This is a genomic window from Methanolobus sp. WCC4 (genome assembly GCF_038022665.1).
Taxonomy (GTDB): Archaea; Halobacteriota; Methanosarcinia; order Methanosarcinales; family Methanosarcinaceae; genus Methanolobus.
In genome coordinates, this window is sequence record NZ_CP150629.1 from 1,269,560 (window position 1) to 1,285,482 (window position 15,923).

The 15,923-nt window shown below is 45.0% G+C and carries 20 protein-coding genes; 12 read left to right on the top strand and 8 right to left on the bottom strand.

Features of this window, described 5'->3' with window-relative positions; all coding sequences use genetic code 11:
- Positions 1 to 74 precede the first annotated feature (74 nt).
- Together V7O63_RS06315 and V7O63_RS06320 are read right to left on the bottom strand one after the other, a co-directional pair.
- Entirely contained in the window at positions 75 to 752 is a 678-nt protein-coding gene (locus V7O63_RS06315) for a M48 family metalloprotease (protein WP_340820657.1), read from the bottom strand.
- Between the two features lie 20 nt (positions 753 to 772).
- Positions 773 to 1,132 (bottom strand): BlaI/MecI/CopY family transcriptional regulator, encoded by a 360-nt coding sequence (locus tag V7O63_RS06320; RefSeq protein WP_340820658.1) that lies wholly within the window; start codon positions 1,130 to 1,132, stop codon positions 773 to 775.
- Positions 1,133 to 1,394: 262 nt separating this feature from the next.
- On the opposite strand from V7O63_RS06320, the gene V7O63_RS06325 reads away from it, so the two are divergent.
- From V7O63_RS06325 to V7O63_RS06335, 3 genes are read left to right on the top strand one after another with little or no spacing between them, the layout of a single operon-like run.
- A complete protein-coding gene (locus V7O63_RS06325) occupies positions 1,395 to 2,504 on the top strand; it encodes an FtsX-like permease family protein (protein ID WP_340820659.1) in 1,110 nt (369 codons plus the stop codon).
- Positions 2,497 to 3,198 (top strand): ABC transporter ATP-binding protein, encoded by a 702-nt coding sequence (locus V7O63_RS06330; RefSeq protein ID WP_340820660.1) that lies wholly within the window; start codon positions 2,497 to 2,499, stop codon positions 3,196 to 3,198. Before V7O63_RS06325 ends, V7O63_RS06330 begins: the two co-directional genes overlap by 8 nt.
- Before the next feature lie 52 nt (positions 3,199 to 3,250).
- A complete protein-coding gene (locus tag V7O63_RS06335; protein ID WP_340820661.1) occupies positions 3,251 to 3,715 on the top strand; it encodes a Fe-S-containing protein in 465 nt (154 codons plus the stop codon).
- Between the two features lie 93 nt (positions 3,716 to 3,808).
- On the opposite strand, the gene V7O63_RS06340 is transcribed toward V7O63_RS06335, so the two are convergent.
- The gene (locus tag V7O63_RS06340) at positions 3,809 to 4,381 is read right to left on the bottom strand and encodes a hypothetical protein (protein WP_340820662.1); all 573 of its coding nucleotides are present in this window, start codon (positions 4,379 to 4,381) and stop codon (positions 3,809 to 3,811) included.
- A gap of 151 nt (positions 4,382 to 4,532) precedes the next feature.
- Between V7O63_RS06340 and V7O63_RS06345 the strand changes: the two genes are divergently transcribed.
- From V7O63_RS06345 to V7O63_RS06370, 6 genes are all read left to right on the top strand, one after another.
- On the top strand, positions 4,533 to 5,594 hold the full coding sequence (locus V7O63_RS06345; protein ID WP_340820663.1) for an endo alpha-1,4 polygalactosaminidase: 1,062 nt from the start codon (positions 4,533 to 4,535) through the stop codon (positions 5,592 to 5,594).
- Positions 5,595 to 5,712: 118 nt separating this feature from the next.
- On the top strand, positions 5,713 to 6,534 hold the full coding sequence (locus V7O63_RS06350) for a formylglycine-generating enzyme family protein (RefSeq protein ID WP_340820664.1): 822 nt from the start codon (positions 5,713 to 5,715) through the stop codon (positions 6,532 to 6,534).
- Between the two features lie 104 nt (positions 6,535 to 6,638).
- The gene (locus V7O63_RS06355; RefSeq protein WP_340820665.1) at positions 6,639 to 7,664 is read left to right on the top strand and encodes a Vms1/Ankzf1 family peptidyl-tRNA hydrolase; all 1,026 of its coding nucleotides are present in this window, start codon (positions 6,639 to 6,641) and stop codon (positions 7,662 to 7,664) included.
- Positions 7,665 to 7,677: 13 nt separating this feature from the next.
- Positions 7,678 to 8,244 carry a hypothetical protein gene (locus V7O63_RS06360; RefSeq protein WP_340820666.1) on the top strand — a complete coding sequence of 189 codons (567 nt, stop codon included), beginning with the start codon at positions 7,678 to 7,680 and terminating at the stop codon, positions 8,242 to 8,244.
- 25 nt (positions 8,245 to 8,269) lie between these two features.
- Positions 8,270 to 9,043: a 23S rRNA (uridine(2552)-2'-O)-methyltransferase gene (locus V7O63_RS06365; protein ID WP_340820667.1), complete on the top strand. Its 774-nt coding sequence runs from the start codon at positions 8,270 to 8,272 to the stop codon at positions 9,041 to 9,043.
- Between the two features lie 179 nt (positions 9,044 to 9,222).
- A complete protein-coding gene (locus V7O63_RS06370; RefSeq protein WP_340820668.1) occupies positions 9,223 to 10,230 on the top strand; it encodes a hypothetical protein in 1,008 nt (335 codons plus the stop codon).
- A 56-nt stretch (positions 10,231 to 10,286) separates the two neighbouring features.
- On the opposite strand, the gene V7O63_RS06375 is transcribed toward V7O63_RS06370, so the two are convergent.
- Positions 10,287 to 10,577, bottom strand: coding sequence for a DUF211 domain-containing protein (locus V7O63_RS06375; RefSeq protein ID WP_340820669.1), 291 nt, complete (start codon positions 10,575 to 10,577; stop codon positions 10,287 to 10,289).
- A gap of 146 nt (positions 10,578 to 10,723) precedes the next feature.
- On the opposite strand from V7O63_RS06375, the gene V7O63_RS06380 reads away from it, so the two are divergent.
- From V7O63_RS06380 to V7O63_RS06390, 3 genes are all read left to right on the top strand, one after another.
- Positions 10,724 to 11,362, top strand: a complete 639-nt coding sequence (locus tag V7O63_RS06380) for a histidinol phosphate phosphatase domain-containing protein (RefSeq protein ID WP_340820670.1) — start codon at positions 10,724 to 10,726, stop codon at positions 11,360 to 11,362.
- 27 nt (positions 11,363 to 11,389) lie between these two features.
- On the top strand, positions 11,390 to 12,037 hold the full coding sequence (locus tag V7O63_RS06385; protein ID WP_340820671.1) for a cyclase family protein: 648 nt from the start codon (positions 11,390 to 11,392) through the stop codon (positions 12,035 to 12,037).
- Positions 12,038 to 12,258: 221 nt separating this feature from the next.
- Complete coding sequence (locus V7O63_RS06390) at positions 12,259 to 13,137, top strand: archaellin/type IV pilin N-terminal domain-containing protein (protein WP_340820672.1); 879 nt, start codon at positions 12,259 to 12,261, stop codon at positions 13,135 to 13,137.
- A 23-nt stretch (positions 13,138 to 13,160) separates the two neighbouring features.
- Here the strand turns inward: V7O63_RS06390 and V7O63_RS06395 are convergent, their stop codons facing one another.
- From V7O63_RS06395 to V7O63_RS06410, 4 genes are read right to left on the bottom strand one after another with little or no spacing between them, the layout of a single operon-like run.
- The gene (locus V7O63_RS06395; protein ID WP_340820673.1) at positions 13,161 to 13,751 is read right to left on the bottom strand and encodes a hypothetical protein; all 591 of its coding nucleotides are present in this window, start codon (positions 13,749 to 13,751) and stop codon (positions 13,161 to 13,163) included.
- Positions 13,752 to 13,780: 29 nt separating this feature from the next.
- The gene (locus tag V7O63_RS06400; RefSeq protein WP_340820674.1) at positions 13,781 to 14,326 is read right to left on the bottom strand and encodes an XTP/dITP diphosphatase; all 546 of its coding nucleotides are present in this window, start codon (positions 14,324 to 14,326) and stop codon (positions 13,781 to 13,783) included.
- Complete coding sequence (locus tag V7O63_RS06405) at positions 14,319 to 14,891, bottom strand: Kae1-associated kinase Bud32 (RefSeq protein WP_340820675.1); 573 nt, start codon at positions 14,889 to 14,891, stop codon at positions 14,319 to 14,321. The genes V7O63_RS06400 and V7O63_RS06405 overlap by 8 nt, the downstream gene beginning before the upstream one ends.
- Positions 14,882 to 15,907, bottom strand: coding sequence for a bifunctional N(6)-L-threonylcarbamoyladenine synthase/serine/threonine protein kinase (locus V7O63_RS06410; protein ID WP_340820676.1), 1,026 nt, complete (start codon positions 15,905 to 15,907; stop codon positions 14,882 to 14,884). The genes V7O63_RS06405 and V7O63_RS06410 overlap by 10 nt, the downstream gene beginning before the upstream one ends.
- Between the last annotated feature and the right edge of the window lie 16 nt (positions 15,908 to 15,923).

A 15,923-nucleotide genomic window follows, 5' to 3' on the forward strand; every position in this document is an offset into this window, starting at 1 on the left:
TATCATTCTTATTAAATTTCTTGCAGGGCATTTCATTCAATGTTAAGCAAATTCAGGCAGGATGATCCCTTCACCTAAACCAACTTCGCCCTTGCCGACTCCAGAGCACTTCTGCCAACAGTCTTTTCTGCAAACCTGTCAGCAAGTATCTCCAGTTCATCCTGGGAGTGGTTCCTTGTGAAACTCATGACTGCCAGTTGCCTTAGTATCGGGGTCCTGTTATTGTGGCGAAGATGCCATACCTCATGTGCAAGGATAGCTTTCAGTTCCTGGGTATCTGTAAGTTCCAGCATTCCTATGGACAGGAATATGGCTTTTCCAGATGCGAAAGCTCCGGGTACTGCAGAATCATAGTAATATACTGTTGCCCTTATGCCAAGCTCATCGACAAATTCCTGCGGCCAGTCCATGATCTCTGTTATCGGCCTGGCTTTGTATCTTTTGATAAGTACCTTATAATATACTCCTGGCAGGATGAGGATGATCGCGGTGGATAATATCACATAAGCCGTATATACCTCAAGGCTTAGCATCTGGCTGCACCGCATGGCACGGAAGACCAGTGCAATGGCAGAGATGACTGCCAGTTGTCCCAGAACAAGTGAGATGAGTCTCTTTTTAGTATCTGTGCTTTTCAGGTACAGGCTGAACATGATCACGGCCGCCAGAAGTGTCACTCCTATAAATGCCAGAAGGCCGGAATCACTGATACAGGTGACATAACATTGTAACTCATCCCTGATGCTGAACATATTCTACCTGCCCTAAAAGGTCACTTCTTTTTATTGTATGTGTGAAAATTCTCGATCGCCACTTTGCCAAAGGTATCCACAAGACTGTCCAGCACCTTTTGTGTGATATGGTTTGCCGTGTTGTCCATGGAATCGGAAGCAGAATAGATATATCTCACCTTTGATTCGCTCCTGTCCAGTTCCCTGTTCGCATAGCCTGCTTTCACAAGCCTGTCAAGGGTTCCGGCAACGCTGGATAAAGGGATATCGGTCTTTTCTGTGATCATGGAAGTTGTCAGCTCTTCATTTTCCCATAGAACCTGCATTATCTGCGATTCAATGGGACTGAAGAATTTGGTCAATCCTTCATTTGAGAGGTTTATTCTGTCCAGTTTCACCATGGCTTTACAACTGTTGTAAAGCCATATATATCTTGTTGGTCCTTTTCCTGATCTATTTTCCTTAAGTGCTTTACATCAGCCGTAAAGTTAATCTACGTTTACACTTGTTGTAAAGTATTGACTTTACACTTACTGTATAATAGTTGCGATCAGGCTATTCGGAGAAGAAAAAGCGAATCATGACAGGGGAAATAAGATGCATTTACACTCTTTTGTATTGAAGGATCTATTCAGAAGAAAAACAAAATTAATGGTGGCAGTGTTGGGTGTAGTGGTTGCTGCGGCTGCAATTGTTGCTGTCATTACCACATTCTCAGTGGCAGAGGAAAGTTTCCATGAGGCAACCAACAAGTTCGGTGCCAATGTAGTGGTCAGACCTGCTATCGAGTCAATTCCACTCGTGGATGGATATTCCACCATGGGCTCACTCTATGCCGGGAACAACTACATAGAGGAATCTGATATTCATAAGATCTACACGATCAGGGACAATGCCAGTCTTTCAGTTGTAGCACCACGGCTTTACGGCATTGCAGAACTTGAAGGCTCTTCTGTCGTTGTAATGGGCATTGATCCACAGCAGGAGCGAAATCTGAAGCCCTGGTGGATGGTCAGGGGACACTGGCTCCCAGACGAGGATACTGAAGAACCTGAGGCATTGCTGGGTTCGGATATTGCTTTACCTCTGGGCCTGACGGAAGGTTCAATGATCACACTTTCCAGGGATAATATCTCAATTGATGTCCGGGTCGCAGGTGTGATAGAAAGCACCGGCGACAACGAGGACGGATACGTGATACTTCCTCTTGCCACTTCCCAGTATCTTCTCTCACAGGAAGGAAAGGTCAGCAGTCTGGAAGTGAGGGCATTATGTAACGCCTGCCCGGTGGAAGAGATGAGTCGGCAGATAGAAGGCGTTCTTCCGGGTATCGAGGCAAGGGCCATGAGCCAGATAGTCCAGAACGAGATGGCGATAGTGGATCACACTAAATCCTCGGCCATGGCAGTCTCGATCATCACCCTGCTTGTAAGCACCCTTACCGTTGCTTCCACAATGCTTGCCTCTATTAACGAGAAAATGAAAGAGATAGGTATCATGCGTGCTATCGGCGCCAGTGACATCCAGATACTTTCCATGCTCTTCTTTGAAGGTGCACTTATCGGAGCTGTCGGAGGTTTCATTGGTTTCTTTGTTGGTACGCTGGCTTCATTCATTACAGCCCCTATGCTGGTCTCGCAAACACCGTCCCCAATGTGGAATATTTTGCTTCCTGTTGTAGGCATCTGTATCCTTACAGGAATGCTTGCTTCCCTTGTCCCGGCAAAACGGGCTCTGGGTATCGATCCTGCGGAGGTATTGAGAAGTGTCTGAAGAGAATAATGGCCTTGGTCAGGTTCATGATCAGGATATGATCCGGATAACGGATGTGACGAAGAACTATAGTATAGGTTCCGGTGCGGTAGAGGTTTTACACGGTATCAACATGTCAGTCAAAAAAGGCGAATTCGTCTCCATTATGGGCCAATCCGGTTCAGGAAAGACCACTCTGATGAACCTTATCGGAATGCTGGACAGTCCTACAGGCGGAAGTATCAGTATAAACGGCACTGAGGTCACAGGTCGTTCTCAGAAAGAGCTTGTCCAGATGAGACGAAAGACTGCAGGCTTCATTTTCCAGCAGTTCCACCTCATCCCTTCATTGACGGCTTATGAGAATGTTGCTCTGCCATTGGTATTTGCCGGTGAGAAGGATGATGGTGCGGTGGCAAAAGCAATGGAGAAGGTGGGTCTTCATCACAGGATGCATCACAGGCCCTCAGAACTGAGTGGTGGGGAACAGCAGCGTGTGGCTATTGCAAGGGCAGTTGTCATGCAGCCGCAGATCCTGCTCGCGGATGAACCCACAGGTGCCCTGGATGCGGTCACTGGTACTAAGATCATGTCCCTGCTGAGATCGCTGGCCGGTGAGATGACAGTTATCATGGTGACCCATAACAGGGAACTTGCTGATCATTCTGATAGAATTATCGAATTACAGGACGGCTACGTAAAGAAATCAATTTAAAAGCAATATCGGGAGTAATAATATGAATCGAAAAATGGTCTTTGTGTCTTTATTGGCAATTCTAGTTTCCCTTTCAGCACTGGGATGTATCGGCTCTGATGATCCTGCATCCGCAGGTCCTTCTGAACCTGTGGAAGGAACATGGATAAAATCGAAGGTGAGCGGGGATACGGTGTCCATACCTGTCAGCTCGGTCGAGCTATACACCAATATCCATTCAAAAGTGAACACGGAAGTTGGTGAGGTCGCTATTATGGCTTATATGCTGGATGATGAGATAATCGTCAGATCCAATGTATGTCCTCCATGTGGTTCTATAGGATTCACACTTGAGGATGATATTCTGGTATGTGATGCATGTTCCACGGTCTTTGATGCAACCACAGGTGACGGGGTCATGGGGGCATGTGTGGCCTATCCAAAGGAAAATATCCCATACACGATATCGGATGGTAACATCGTCATGGATATGGATGATGTTGTGACAGCTCACAGGAATACAGTAGAGATAAACTGAGGCCTTGCGCAGTCCTATTTTGAATGAATAAGGTTCATGACCTTATTCTCTATTTTTTACGAACACTTTTCTGAATAAGACCCTGAAGAGTGGTCACTGCCCGAATAACAATTTCAGGATTGGAAGCATGAACAGACCATAGATCAGATACTGGCCGAACAGCGCGGCAAAGGCAAGTGGATATCGCCTGATCACATTTGAACTCACGCCGGAGAACCTGTCCTCATTGAGCATATGCGCCAGCATGGGGAAGATTCCGTAAACGAACATGACAATGACCGCATACAGGAATCCAAATACAGGTTCAGTGAATATTCTCAGGAATACCTGTCCTGTCTCTTCTACGAATATGCCGTAAATGCCTGTTATCAGGAAAATTTCCTTGCTTGTGTATCTCATTCTCCTCAGGACCAGGTACCATGCAGAGATCACAAAAAGATAGTACACAAAACCAAAGATAATATCGTTGAGCGGATCTGGGCTTAGAAGTATCCTCTGTTCAGCAGGTTTTGGAAGGTTATCTATAATTGCAAAAATTTCGGTCAAAAGCCCGAACAGAACTCCTGCTCCGATAAAAGATATCTTCAATGGATATTTTTCGAGAAGGGCACTTAATCTCTCTTTGAACAGATATGTGAATATCCACATCGGAAATATCAGGTTCATTGGTTCATTCTTTAGTCCATGTATTGTCAGAATGATACTAAGAATAATTAGGAGTGTTCTTTTCCAATTCATTTGGTTTGTTATAGGGGCTTTTATCTTTTGTATTATTGCTTTAACAAACTTTATCAAACTTTCAACACAACTACTAAATATGAATTTTCGTCCTTTTCTCCACACACTCCTGATTACACTCATACTCATGACACCTGGCTGTCTGGACAACGAAGCGGATACTCCTGATAATATTGAAAACGATAATGTTTCCGAAATCACTGATTTCGATGTCTCTGATAATAGTGATAAATCTGTTCCTGAAACAGACTACCGCCAGCAAATGCGTGATTTTGTCATCGACATCAGCACCTACTCAAAACAAAAAGACCCTGACTTCATAATCATTCCGCAGAACGGACAGGAACTACTGACCACAGGTGGCGAGCCTGATGACCCATTGGAACAGGATTACATTGAAGCCATCGATGGGGTTGGAAGGGAAGACCTCTTCTTTGGATATGATGACGACAACGTGGCTACAGATGAAGAAGATACAGAATATATAGTATCATTGCTGGATATTGCAAAGGACAACGGTGTAGTAGTGCTGGTAACGGATTACTGCTGGACCAGATTTTACGTAGATGCTTCATATCAAAAGAATACAGACCGGGGTTACATCTCATTTGCTGCTGACAGCAGGGACCTTGATACTATTCCTGACTATCCGGCAGAGCCATTCAATGTCAACGATGATGATGTCGATTCTCTCGATGATGCTAATAATTTCCTGTACATCATCAACCCTGAGGTATTTGACAGTAAGGAAGAGTTTCTGGAAAGCCTTCAGGAAACTGATTACGATGTGATCCTTATCGATCTGTTCTTTTACGATCTGCCTCTGACATCTGATGATATTGATTCATTGAAGATCAGATCCAATGGAGCTTCGCGGTTGGTGATCGCTTACATGAGCATCGGTGAGTCTGAAAGCTATCGTTTCTACTGGGATGACTCATGGCATATGGGGTCGCCTGAGTGGCTTGAGGCTGAGAATCCTGACTGGGAAGGGAACTACAAGGTACGTTATTGGGACGAGGAGTGGCAGGCTGTCATCTACGGGAATGAGGATGCGTACCTGGATATGATAATTGATGCGGGATTCGATGGTGTCTATCTGGACATTATCGATGCTTTCGAGTATTTTGAAGAGAACTGACCGTAGATTTGATCAATGTGTTTTTCGTCAGGATCATCTTATGGTCCTGTGCGTTCAGTCACAAATGGATATCTATTAATAATATAATGCCTGAAAAATCTCGCAGAGAGGACTTTTCATGTGGATAGGTATAAAAAAAGCAGTAGTGATTCTGGCGGTGCTCTTGCTCGCTATATCAGCGACAGGATGTACTTCTGATGATAATGGTAGTGATAATGGGGGCAGCAGTTCTGCCGCAAATGGTGATGAGTATACGAACTCCATAGGTATGGAGTTCCAGCGCATAGAGGCTGGCAGTTTTGATATGGGGACCTCCCAGTATGCATACTCCCAGCCTGTACATGAGGTAAGGATCGCTGATGCATTCTACATCGGCACCTATGAGGTAACACAGGCACAGTGGGAAGAGGTCATGGGCAGCAATCCTTCTGAGTTCAAGGGTGACAACTATCCTGTTGACAGTGTTTCATGGAACGACGTTCAGGAATTCATCGACAATCTCAATGAGATGGAAGGAATCACAAAGTACAGGCTTCCAACCGAGGCCGAGTGGGAATATGCAGCAGCGGCCGGAACAAATACACTCTATTCATTCGGCGAGATCGATGAGGATGAAGGTCCGTTCCTGAAAGACCATGCCTGGTATCAGGAGAACTCATATGAGAGGACCCATAAAGTAGGCGAGAAACTTCCGAACCAATGGGGACTCTATGATGTTCACGGCAATGTATGGGAACTTGTACAGGACAGCTGGGTCGACAGCTACAGCAGTGCACATGAGGATGGCAGTGCAGTTGACAAAGGTGAAGGCTCCCTGAGGGTTGCCAGAGGTGGAAGTTACTCAAGCAAGGAAAATGCACTTTACACTGCATACAGGAAAAAGCAGGACCCACGCGATGGCAACTCTATGACAGGCTTCCGTCTTGTGATGGATGCCTGATCTCCCTTTTTTATTCTTTTTTCTGGTTCTATTTTTTTATCCCGTCTTGTGCAGGAACAAATAGGCAGATTATTTATTCAGTAAGTCTCTATCTCTGTTATTAAATGATAGAGAAGGAAAAGATCGTTGGCAATATCAGTTCTGTCTTCAACAGGTATACCGGTAAGGAAGAGATGGAACATGAGATCAATAAACTGCGCTCACATATCGTCGAGCTTGAACTGGATGTACGGACTGCCAACATAAGATATGAGAAGAGTTCCGAGTCTGAAAAAAAGGCAGTTGCAGCCAGACAGGAAGCCGAAGAAAAACTGAAGGCTGCAGAGGTCAGGCTCCTGACCCTTGAACACGAGCTTGAGAAACAGCGAACTGATTCACCATCCGAATTATCGTTCAATCGTGTTGACCAGTTCAGCAGGGAGCGGACAACCGAGTTCCTCCGTTCACTGTCATCTTTCAAACATACGTCAGGTTCACTTATCACTGTCCATGTAGCTGCCGGGGAGCAACTGGATGGCATAAAGGACAGTGAAGCCCTTATGGAGCTGATCGATGGGGAGACCCTTGCAATGGCAGAGAAAGTTGTCTCAACAACAGGATATGTATTGTTCTACTCTCCTGACCATCTTGTTAACGAACTGATAGTCCCTCCTTTGCCGGTGAAGGGCTCTAATTGGAATACTGGTGATACATTTGACACTGGAACTCTAACTGGACTGTTGAAAGAGGAAATGAGCTTATGCGTACTTGTAGCACATGCCGGTGAATCCTTTGTGGGATATTCCCTTGATTCAGAGGAATTCGATTCATTCCAGGTGATCAAGAGCAGTGTTAAGGCCAAACATGGAAAGGGTGGTTTCAGCCAGAGGAGATTCGAACGTTTGAGGGATGAGGATATTGCACATCATATCGACAAGGTGAAACTGGCTCTCAAGGACATGTTCGATGAGCTGGAGGGAAGTGTCGACCGTCTCTTCATAGCAGGTGACCCGCAGCTTGCAAAGGAGATGACAACCGTTGTTCCACTGGACATCGAACAGATATTCTCGTCATCGGATATCCGTATAGAGAAACACAATATATCTGAGATCATGAAACAACTGCTGGTGTGCCGCAGGTACAGGTTCTGAAGAGGTCATTAGTATGGTGACAAAAGAGGAGATATACGGTATTATAGATGCCATAGGTGCTTTGACCCTGGATGAGATCGATCAGGTGGTAAAGGAGATGTCACTTATCAGGGGCGATGTTCCCATGGCCTTACCTTCTATAAGAAGTATCTGTGAAGAGGCTGAACATGAAAATCTCATAGTTGCTGTTTCCTGGGAAGAGGTTAAAGGCATGGATGAAAGTGATTACTCTTACTATATCTCCGGACCGAATGCTTTTCCTGAGGTGCCCTTCGAACTGAGCGAGGTAATTGACATCTTGGAACTTTCAAAGAGGGAGGTCGATATGAGCAAGGTATCCACACGAATAAACCGGAATCTTCACAAGAGGATAAAGAACCTCGAGAGCAAGATATGTTCGGTCAGCAAAGGCAAGGTCCTTTCGCATGATCTGGAAAACCTGGAGCACCGCTATAGTGACATACTGAACCAGTATTACGACCATAGTTTCTGGCTTCCTGATGATATGTCGGAGGTTGAGGCAGAGATAGGGGAACTCAGTAGCAGGATCGAGGCTCTCAGGGCGGCACAAGGTATTTGACCTTTAGGTATTATCAGGAATCAATATGGCAAGAGACAGACGCGACAAGTACTACTGGAAAGCCAAGGACGAGGGCTATCGCTCCCGTGCATCGTACAAGCTTTTCCAGATCAATAACAAACACCACGTGATAAAAGAAGGTGATACGGTAGTAGATCTGGGTGCTGCTCCCGGTGGCTGGCTGGAGGTAGCGAAGGAACTATCAGGTGGTCGCGTGGTCGGTGTCGATCTCAGAAGGATCTCTCCTATCGAAGGTGTTGAGACCATAGTTGGTGACATCACTTCCGACAGGACCATCAAGAAGATATTCGGACTTGTTGGGGCAGGTGGGGCAGATGTTGTCATATGTGACGCTGCACCGAACCTGAGTGGTAACTGGAGCTACGACCATGCGAGGTCCATTGACCTTACCCGCTCTGCTCTTGGATGTGCGAAGAAGATCCTGAAACCAAGTGGACATTTTGTTGTGAAGGTATTCCAGGGAGATATGTTCAATGATTTCCTTGAAGAGGTCAAGGATAATTTCACATTTGTACGTTCCTATTCCCCCAAAGCCTCAAGGTCCCAGAGTGCCGAGATCTATGTAATTGGCAAGAAGTTCCTGACCGCTCCTCTCAGGCGCAATGATGAGTTCGATGTAACGATAGAAAAACTCGGATCTAGCGGTGATGGTGCAGTTCTTATCGAGGATTTCGTGGTCTTTGTCAAAGGTGTCGAAATTGGCGATCATGTGAGGATAAAGATACAGGATGTAAAGCCCAATTTTGCTTTTGCCGATGTTATAAGTAAACTGGAATAGCTACCGTGCACAGGTAGCAAACCCCTACATTCTTAAAAAGAACTTGTTCTATATACTTATGCACTTAAGTAATATATTTTTTATATAAGATATACAGTTCTACCTTTGTTACTTTCTTTAGAGTACCTCATGTCTGAGTTCTCTTTGAAGTTCCTCTGCAAAGATAGAAATGTGATCCCATGAACGATGAAGCCCCTGCTCCAGATAGGAACTCAAAGCAAATGCGCCTTATTGTTGCTGCTATTGTGCTCCTTATTGCAGTCTACGGTCTTCTTGGAGACTATATAGAAGAGCAGAGGACATTGTATGAGGTTGATTCTCTCTGGGATGAGGCATCGGATTTGCGCGAGACCGGTAGTTATGATGGGGCATTAGAGGTCTATAATTCCGTATTTGGGGTAATATCATCGAATGAATATCCACTTCAATATGGTATGAACCACTATTACAGGGGAAGGACCTATGAAGGAATGGCTTCAGCGGACCCTGTAAATGGATCAGATAACCTGCAGAGCAGCATCTATGCTTACGGTCAGGCTCTGAAGTTCATCTCCAAAGAAGAGTCTCCGGCTGAGTATGCAAGGATACAGCATGGTCTGGGGGATGCATACCTGAAATTATATGCTTACCAGGGTGATAGTGAAACACTGAGCACCTCCATTGAATATTATAATGTGTCATTGGAATACTATTCCATAGCTGCTGATCCTATATACTTTGCATCTATTCATAACAAACTTGGGAATGCCTGGCGTAAGAAAGGCAATTCAGAAGGTGATATAATTGCCCTTGAGAATGCCCTTGATGCATACACTGAGTCTTTGAGGGTCTTCAGGGCAGATGTGTATCCTCTTGAGTATGCAGGTGTCCAGAACAACCTTGGTAATCTCTATATCGAGATATCGGTATTTGGCAATGAAAAGGACAACATCGGCAATGCCATAGTCGCCTTCAACAATGCACTTGAGGTATATACCATCGAAACCCGGCCGGTGGAGTACGCTACCGTCCAGAACAATCTTGGAAATGCCTACTTCGCGCTTTCAGAGATAGAGGACAAAGAAGGTAATGTTGAATTGGCTGTAACTGCCTACCATGAGGCATTGAAGGTATTCACAATAAGCCTGTTCCCTGAGGAACATGATGGTGTTATCTACAACATTGCAAAGGCTTACAAAAGTCTGTAATTGAAAAATATGTGAAAAAGGGTAAAAAGTGTTAGATAAGGCCGATCATTTGTCCTTTATCTTTCCTGTAGTGTCTGGACCTCTTCAACAAGACGCTTTCCGGCAGCGATCTCATCGATACTGTGTATAACAGCTCCGAGTTCCTCGATGGCCATTTTTATTTCCTCGTAGTCAAGTTCCTCGCCTTCAACAGTGATCTTGACCGTTTCTGTCTGCTGGTCTACCTCATAAAGACTTAGGTTCACACCATGTACTCCCGGGAGTACGCTGAGTGTCTTGGACAATTCAACAATAGATGGATGATGGGGTTTAAGCACATCCAGAACCAATCTCCTAATTCCTGTCAATATCTCATCCTTCCCTTTCAGAGGTCATATTCTGAGTTCAAGCCTATGAACATAGAACATTATATTATTTTTGTTTTCCTGTGGAATGCATTTATCTAACTTCAGGACATAAGGGGACATATTCTCAGTACCTATGAGGTATTCTTATGATAGATATGCATACTCATACTATTTTCAGTGATGGTGAACTTATTCCCAGTGAACTCGTCAGAAGAGCGGTGGTTCACGGATACAGGGCAATAGGTATCACAGACCATGCTGATTTCTCAAATGTGGAACACATCATTAAAAATGTAAGCAAGGCAAAGTACCTTGAAGATGAACTTGATATCCAGGTGAAGGTGGGTGTGGAGATAACCCATGTCCCGCCAAGGAAGATCGCTCCTCTTGCGAAGCTGGCAAAGGACCTGGGTGCGGAGATCGTCGTAGTCCATGGGGAAACGATAAACGAGCCTGTAATGCCAGGCACAAATGCTGCATCAGTAGAACTTGCAGATGTTGATATACTTGCCCACCCCGGTTTCATCACGGTCGAGGAAGCAGAGATCGCTAAGGAGAATGATGTCTGTCTTGAGATCACTGCAAGGAACGGCCATAACCGTACCAATGGTCATGTTGCGAAGATCGGTATGGAAACAGGTGCAACTCTTGTGGTGGACACCGATACCCACAGTCCCGGGAATCTTATCACAAGGGATTTCGCTCTGAAAGTGGCTATGGGTGCAGGGCTTACTGAAAAGCAGGCAGAGGACGTTCTGAACAACTCACTCCGTTTCCTGGAGTGAATATTCTATTTTACTTTCTGTTTTGAGATGAAAGGGAAGATAATAGATATAACCACTGGGATATCTATTGATACGCCAGTATACGATGGTGACCCTGTTCCTGAGGTAGAAAAGGTCTCTTCTATTGAAGAAGATGGTTTCGTAGTTTCAAGGATAAGTATTGGAACACATACGGGGACCCATGTCGATGCACCATCTCATATTTTCAAAGATGGGATATCGGTTGATGCCATCTACCCCGGAAAACTTATGGGGAAAGCTGTTTTACTCGACCTTTCTTCCGGTAAGGGCCATATAACAGCAGATGAACTTGAAAGACATTATCTTCCATTTGTGGGTGAGGATGATGTATCGGTTCTTCTGATCAGGACTGAAGCAGGTCCATCTTCAAAAAACCCATTGAATTCTGAACGACTTCTTGCGGCAACTGCAGGTGAGTGGATATTAGAGCATGGATTTTCTGCAATAGGTGTTGACAATCTTACGATCGATGCAGGATCATCATTGCCCAACCATCATCTTCTTTTATCCAATGAAGTGGGCATTGTTGAGTATTTGCACTTATGTGAGGTAATTGAAGGTGTATATTATTTCATATGTCTTCCGTTAAAGGCAATGGGCTGTGATGGTGCACCCGCACGTGCAATTCTTATAGATGATCCCTGTTTTGGATAGTTACCGCCATGTTCTTTGTTTGATCTGGACAGGTCAATTTAAATATCAGATGTGCTATATTTCATTGTATAATTCATTATAGATATTATAATGGTAATACAAACTATCCAATAGCATATTAATAAAAGGATTAATATAGTATAACTGGCAATATAATCCTGTTACACGATTGCTAAAACGTTTCATGAGGGAATCGCACGAAAGCAAATCAGAAGCATTCAATGCACAGTGACAACCGTGCACAGGTAGGTATAGGTACCCTGATCATATTCATATCCATGGTACTTGTGGCAGCAGTAGCCTCTGCTTTATTGATCAAGACATCAGGTGTGCTACAGCAGAAAGCGTCACAGACCGGTCAGGAGACGACACGTGAGGTTGCTTCAAATATGCGTATCGACCGTGTAGAGGGTGCTCGTGCTACCTATAGTACGGTTACGGTAACCGATGGTACTCCTTCTGGAACTAATTTGACTACATCCAAAGGCGGAATGATCGAATGGATCTCCGAATCGGGTGCATTCAATATTTCTGTAGATGGTGGCGATACGGTAGAAGTTGATGAATATTCCTATTATGAGCATCGTTTTTCAAGTTCTGGTTCTCATAATTTCACCGTTACCGGTACTTCCGGCACTACTACTGGCTCAGTTATTACAAGTGATGCGGTTGACTATGGTGAGATTGCCAAGTTACATATTTCCGTATCTTTAGGTCCTGGTAGTGAGGATGTTGATCTTTCACAACTGATCATCTATCTTTCCGATGGCTCGCACGTTGCCAATGTAAGATACAATACTGCAGATCCTGATGATGAGATTCATCTACCCACTGAAGAGTATTTTTCTGTAAGCCCTATACGAACTCGTGATCAAACTGTCTTCAAAGCTACCCAGCCTGTTTTAAGAACAGGTGACATTATGGAAGTTGTGGTCGATATACGAAGGGTTTTTCAGGCAGATGACGACGAGTACGAAGGATTACCACCAAGGACCGAGGTGTCCTTCCAGGTGAGGCCGGAAGCCGGAGCTCTTGTAGTATTTGACTTTACAACACCAGGTGCTTACTTCGATGAGAAGTATATACTGCTCAGGTATTGAAGATACTGAATGTACTATCTTACTTAAAAATTAGATAATGTATATTTTTTATCTTCCATTATAAGTTCAAAATCAAAGTTTCCTTTCACTGGTCCTTCGAGTACCAGTCCTATGTTCCTATTGTTATCCTGATCACTATCAGGTATCCATTTACCAGTGTTATTATCGAAAGTTCCTTTTCTAAAAAAAATGGTATCGCCATCAATATGGTATCTATCCTTAGCACCGTTCCCATACTGGCATATGATCGTATTGTTCTCCTGGATCCAATATGAATCAGTTAAGTTTCCGTTCATATCAGGATCAGGGTCCACACCAAAGGCAAGATAACTGACTTGTGGCAGGGAAAGTTCGACCGTGCAGGTCGACCCGTCCGGTCCGGTAAGGTCAGAGATATCCCTTGCATATCCGTTCTGTATTGACATAAGCTCTACTCTTACATCATCTATCTGCTTGCTGTCCTTAGCTCCTGAATGGACAGGTGACAGGCTGTTCCATGAGAAGGCCATAAGGAAGATGATGGCTCCGGTTATTAAGAGGTAGAATACCATCTTCAGTGGAATTGTATCAGCACCACGTGTATCTCTGACGAAAGAATTTCCTTTAGCCCCCACCAATACCACCTTTTTGTTCTATTATCGACTCAGTCCAGCCATTCAAGGAATTTGTCGAGCGCCCTTCTTCGATGCGAGACCGTGTTCTTGAACTCATCCCCGAGTTCTCCGAACGTCTTTCCGTTGTAATCGAATATAGGGTCATAACCAAAACCACCGGTCCCCAATTCCTCAAAAGTGATCTTGCCTTCCACGGTTCCGGTGAATGTAAGAGGCTCACTTCCGGGCTCGCAGTATCCGATAACGGACTTGAACACAGCTCTCCTGTCGGTCTCACCTTCCATTATCTTCAGGACCCTCTTGTTACCGAGGTTCTTTTCAACAAAAGCGGAATAAGGTCCGGGAAATCCATTGAGCACATCGATGAACAGTCCTGAATCATCGACCATGACAGGCATTCCAAGTCTCTCTGCTGAAAGCTTTGCACCATATGCGGCAATGGGTTCAAGCTCATCTTCCTGAAGTTCCGGGTAACCATCTTTATTCTGTATGACCTCATATCCTCTGGCTGCAAGTATGTCCTTTACTTCCCTGAACTTACCCTTGTTTCCTGTAACGAATACTATTTTACGCATATCTTCCTCGTTTTTCTATCTCTTTCACTCTTTCGAGCACTTCATCTGCCTGTTCGAAATCCTGTCTGTATCCTCTGCAGAATGCCTCTATTAGCTTCTCATGGTTCCTGTGTGTACTTTCAAATGTCTGGAACAGGACATGTACATCCACACCCCTGGCTTCGGTACTGCTGTCAAAGAATGAGAGTCCGAAATCTATCATGTATATCCTGTCCTGATAAAGTAAGAGGTTGGATGTCGTCAGGTCGCCGTGAACGATTCCTGCTTCATGTAGTTCAGCAACAAGTACCCCGATACGTTCACTGAGCTTCTCATCGATAACATGTTTCAGTGCAGTTCCATCTATGTACTGCATCTTTATCGTGGAATTCTCGATGTCATAGATGACAGGTGTAGGAACTCCGGCTCTCCTTGCTTCTGACAATAATCTTGCCTCTGCCTTTGTCCTTTCTTTCCGTATCCTTTCATCAAGTTCCCTGAGGCGGTAGTTCTTCGGTACTCTTTCCTTGATGAGCACTCCCTCTTCCACTCTCACGGTTGCTTCGGCACCACTTGTCAGATACATCCTTGCCTACCTCCATCAAAGTCATCAGGGAGCCATGTTACATCGACCTCATCAGGTCTGAAATTAGGGTTAACGTGTGAGTTCTCTACATCGATCACATTACCTGAGTCATACATGAGAAGTCCCAGGTATGCTATCATGGCACCGTTATCTCCCATGAATCTCTTCTCAGGTACGTAGAATGAGGCGCCACGTTCAGTACACATTATATCAAGCATTTCCCTGAGTCTCATATTAGCTCCGACACCACCTGCAAGAAGGACCTCATTCTTTCCTGTGTGGGCAAGGGCGCGTTCTGTGACCTCTACCACCATTGCAAAGGCAGTCTCCTGGAAAGAATAGCAGACATCTTCCATTGAATGCTTCTTTAAAGCCTCGGTGGCAGCTGTGGATAGTCCTGAAAAGGAGAGGTCCATTCCTTTGACAACATAAGGGAGTGGGATATATTTCGATGCATTCCTGGCAAATTGCTCTATCTGTGGTCCACCGGGATGTCCGAGACCGGCACTCCTTGCGAACTTATCAAATGCATTACCAAGTCCGATATCCAGTGTCTCTCCGAACACTCTGTATCTTCCCATGCGATAGGCCAGTACCTGTGAATTCGCACCGCTGACGTAGAGGGTCACAGGGTCAGTTGCAGGGGTTTTCCAGCGTCCTACCTCGACATGCGCAAGACAGTGGTTCACACCTACAAGAGGAACATCAAGACTAATGGCAAGCATCCTGGCAGCGGTTGCCACAGTACGAAGGCATGCCCCAAGTCCGGGTCCCTGTGAGAAGGAGATCGCATCTATCTGAGAGGCATCAACACCTTTCTTCTTAGCTTCCTCAAGGACACCTTTTACAACATAGGAAGCATATTTTGCGTGATGCTGGGCTGCTTCCCTTGGATGTATCCCGCCTGTGGGAGGCCGGTACATATCAGATACCTCAGCGATCACGTCATTCTCATTAACGATAGCAGCACTGAGGTTCCATGCGGTCCCCTCAATGCCAAGTACTGTTCCTTTCAACTTGATATCTCCGACG

Coding starts and splice junctions, on each gene's coding strand:
- V7O63_RS06340 (WP_340820662.1), bottom strand. CDS start 4,381: ATGAACCTGATATTTCCGATGTGGATATTCACATATCTGTTCAAAGAG.
- V7O63_RS06355 (WP_340820665.1), top strand. CDS start 6,639: ATGATAGAGAAGGAAAAGATCGTTGGCAATATCAGTTCTGTCTTCAAC.
- V7O63_RS06390 (WP_340820672.1), top strand. CDS start 12,259: ATGCACAGTGACAACCGTGCACAGGTAGGTATAGGTACCCTGATCATA.
- V7O63_RS06370 (WP_340820668.1), top strand. CDS start 9,223: ATGAACGATGAAGCCCCTGCTCCAGATAGGAACTCAAAGCAAATGCGC.
- V7O63_RS06385 (WP_340820671.1), top strand. CDS start 11,390: ATGAAAGGGAAGATAATAGATATAACCACTGGGATATCTATTGATACG.
- V7O63_RS06400 (WP_340820674.1), bottom strand. CDS start 14,326: ATGCGTAAAATAGTATTCGTTACAGGAAACAAGGGTAAGTTCAGGGAA.
- V7O63_RS06380 (WP_340820670.1), top strand. CDS start 10,724: ATGATAGATATGCATACTCATACTATTTTCAGTGATGGTGAACTTATT.
- V7O63_RS06365 (WP_340820667.1), top strand. CDS start 8,270: ATGGCAAGAGACAGACGCGACAAGTACTACTGGAAAGCCAAGGACGAG.
- V7O63_RS06350 (WP_340820664.1), top strand. CDS start 5,713: ATGTGGATAGGTATAAAAAAAGCAGTAGTGATTCTGGCGGTGCTCTTG.
- V7O63_RS06345 (WP_340820663.1), top strand. CDS start 4,533: ATGAATTTTCGTCCTTTTCTCCACACACTCCTGATTACACTCATACTC.
- V7O63_RS06405 (WP_340820675.1), bottom strand. CDS start 14,891: ATGTATCTGACAAGTGGTGCCGAAGCAACCGTGAGAGTGGAAGAGGGA.
- V7O63_RS06360 (WP_340820666.1), top strand. CDS start 7,678: ATGGTGACAAAAGAGGAGATATACGGTATTATAGATGCCATAGGTGCT.
- V7O63_RS06315 (WP_340820657.1), bottom strand. CDS start 752: ATGTTCAGCATCAGGGATGAGTTACAATGTTATGTCACCTGTATCAGT.
- V7O63_RS06320 (WP_340820658.1), bottom strand. CDS start 1,132: ATGGTGAAACTGGACAGAATAAACCTCTCAAATGAAGGATTGACCAAA.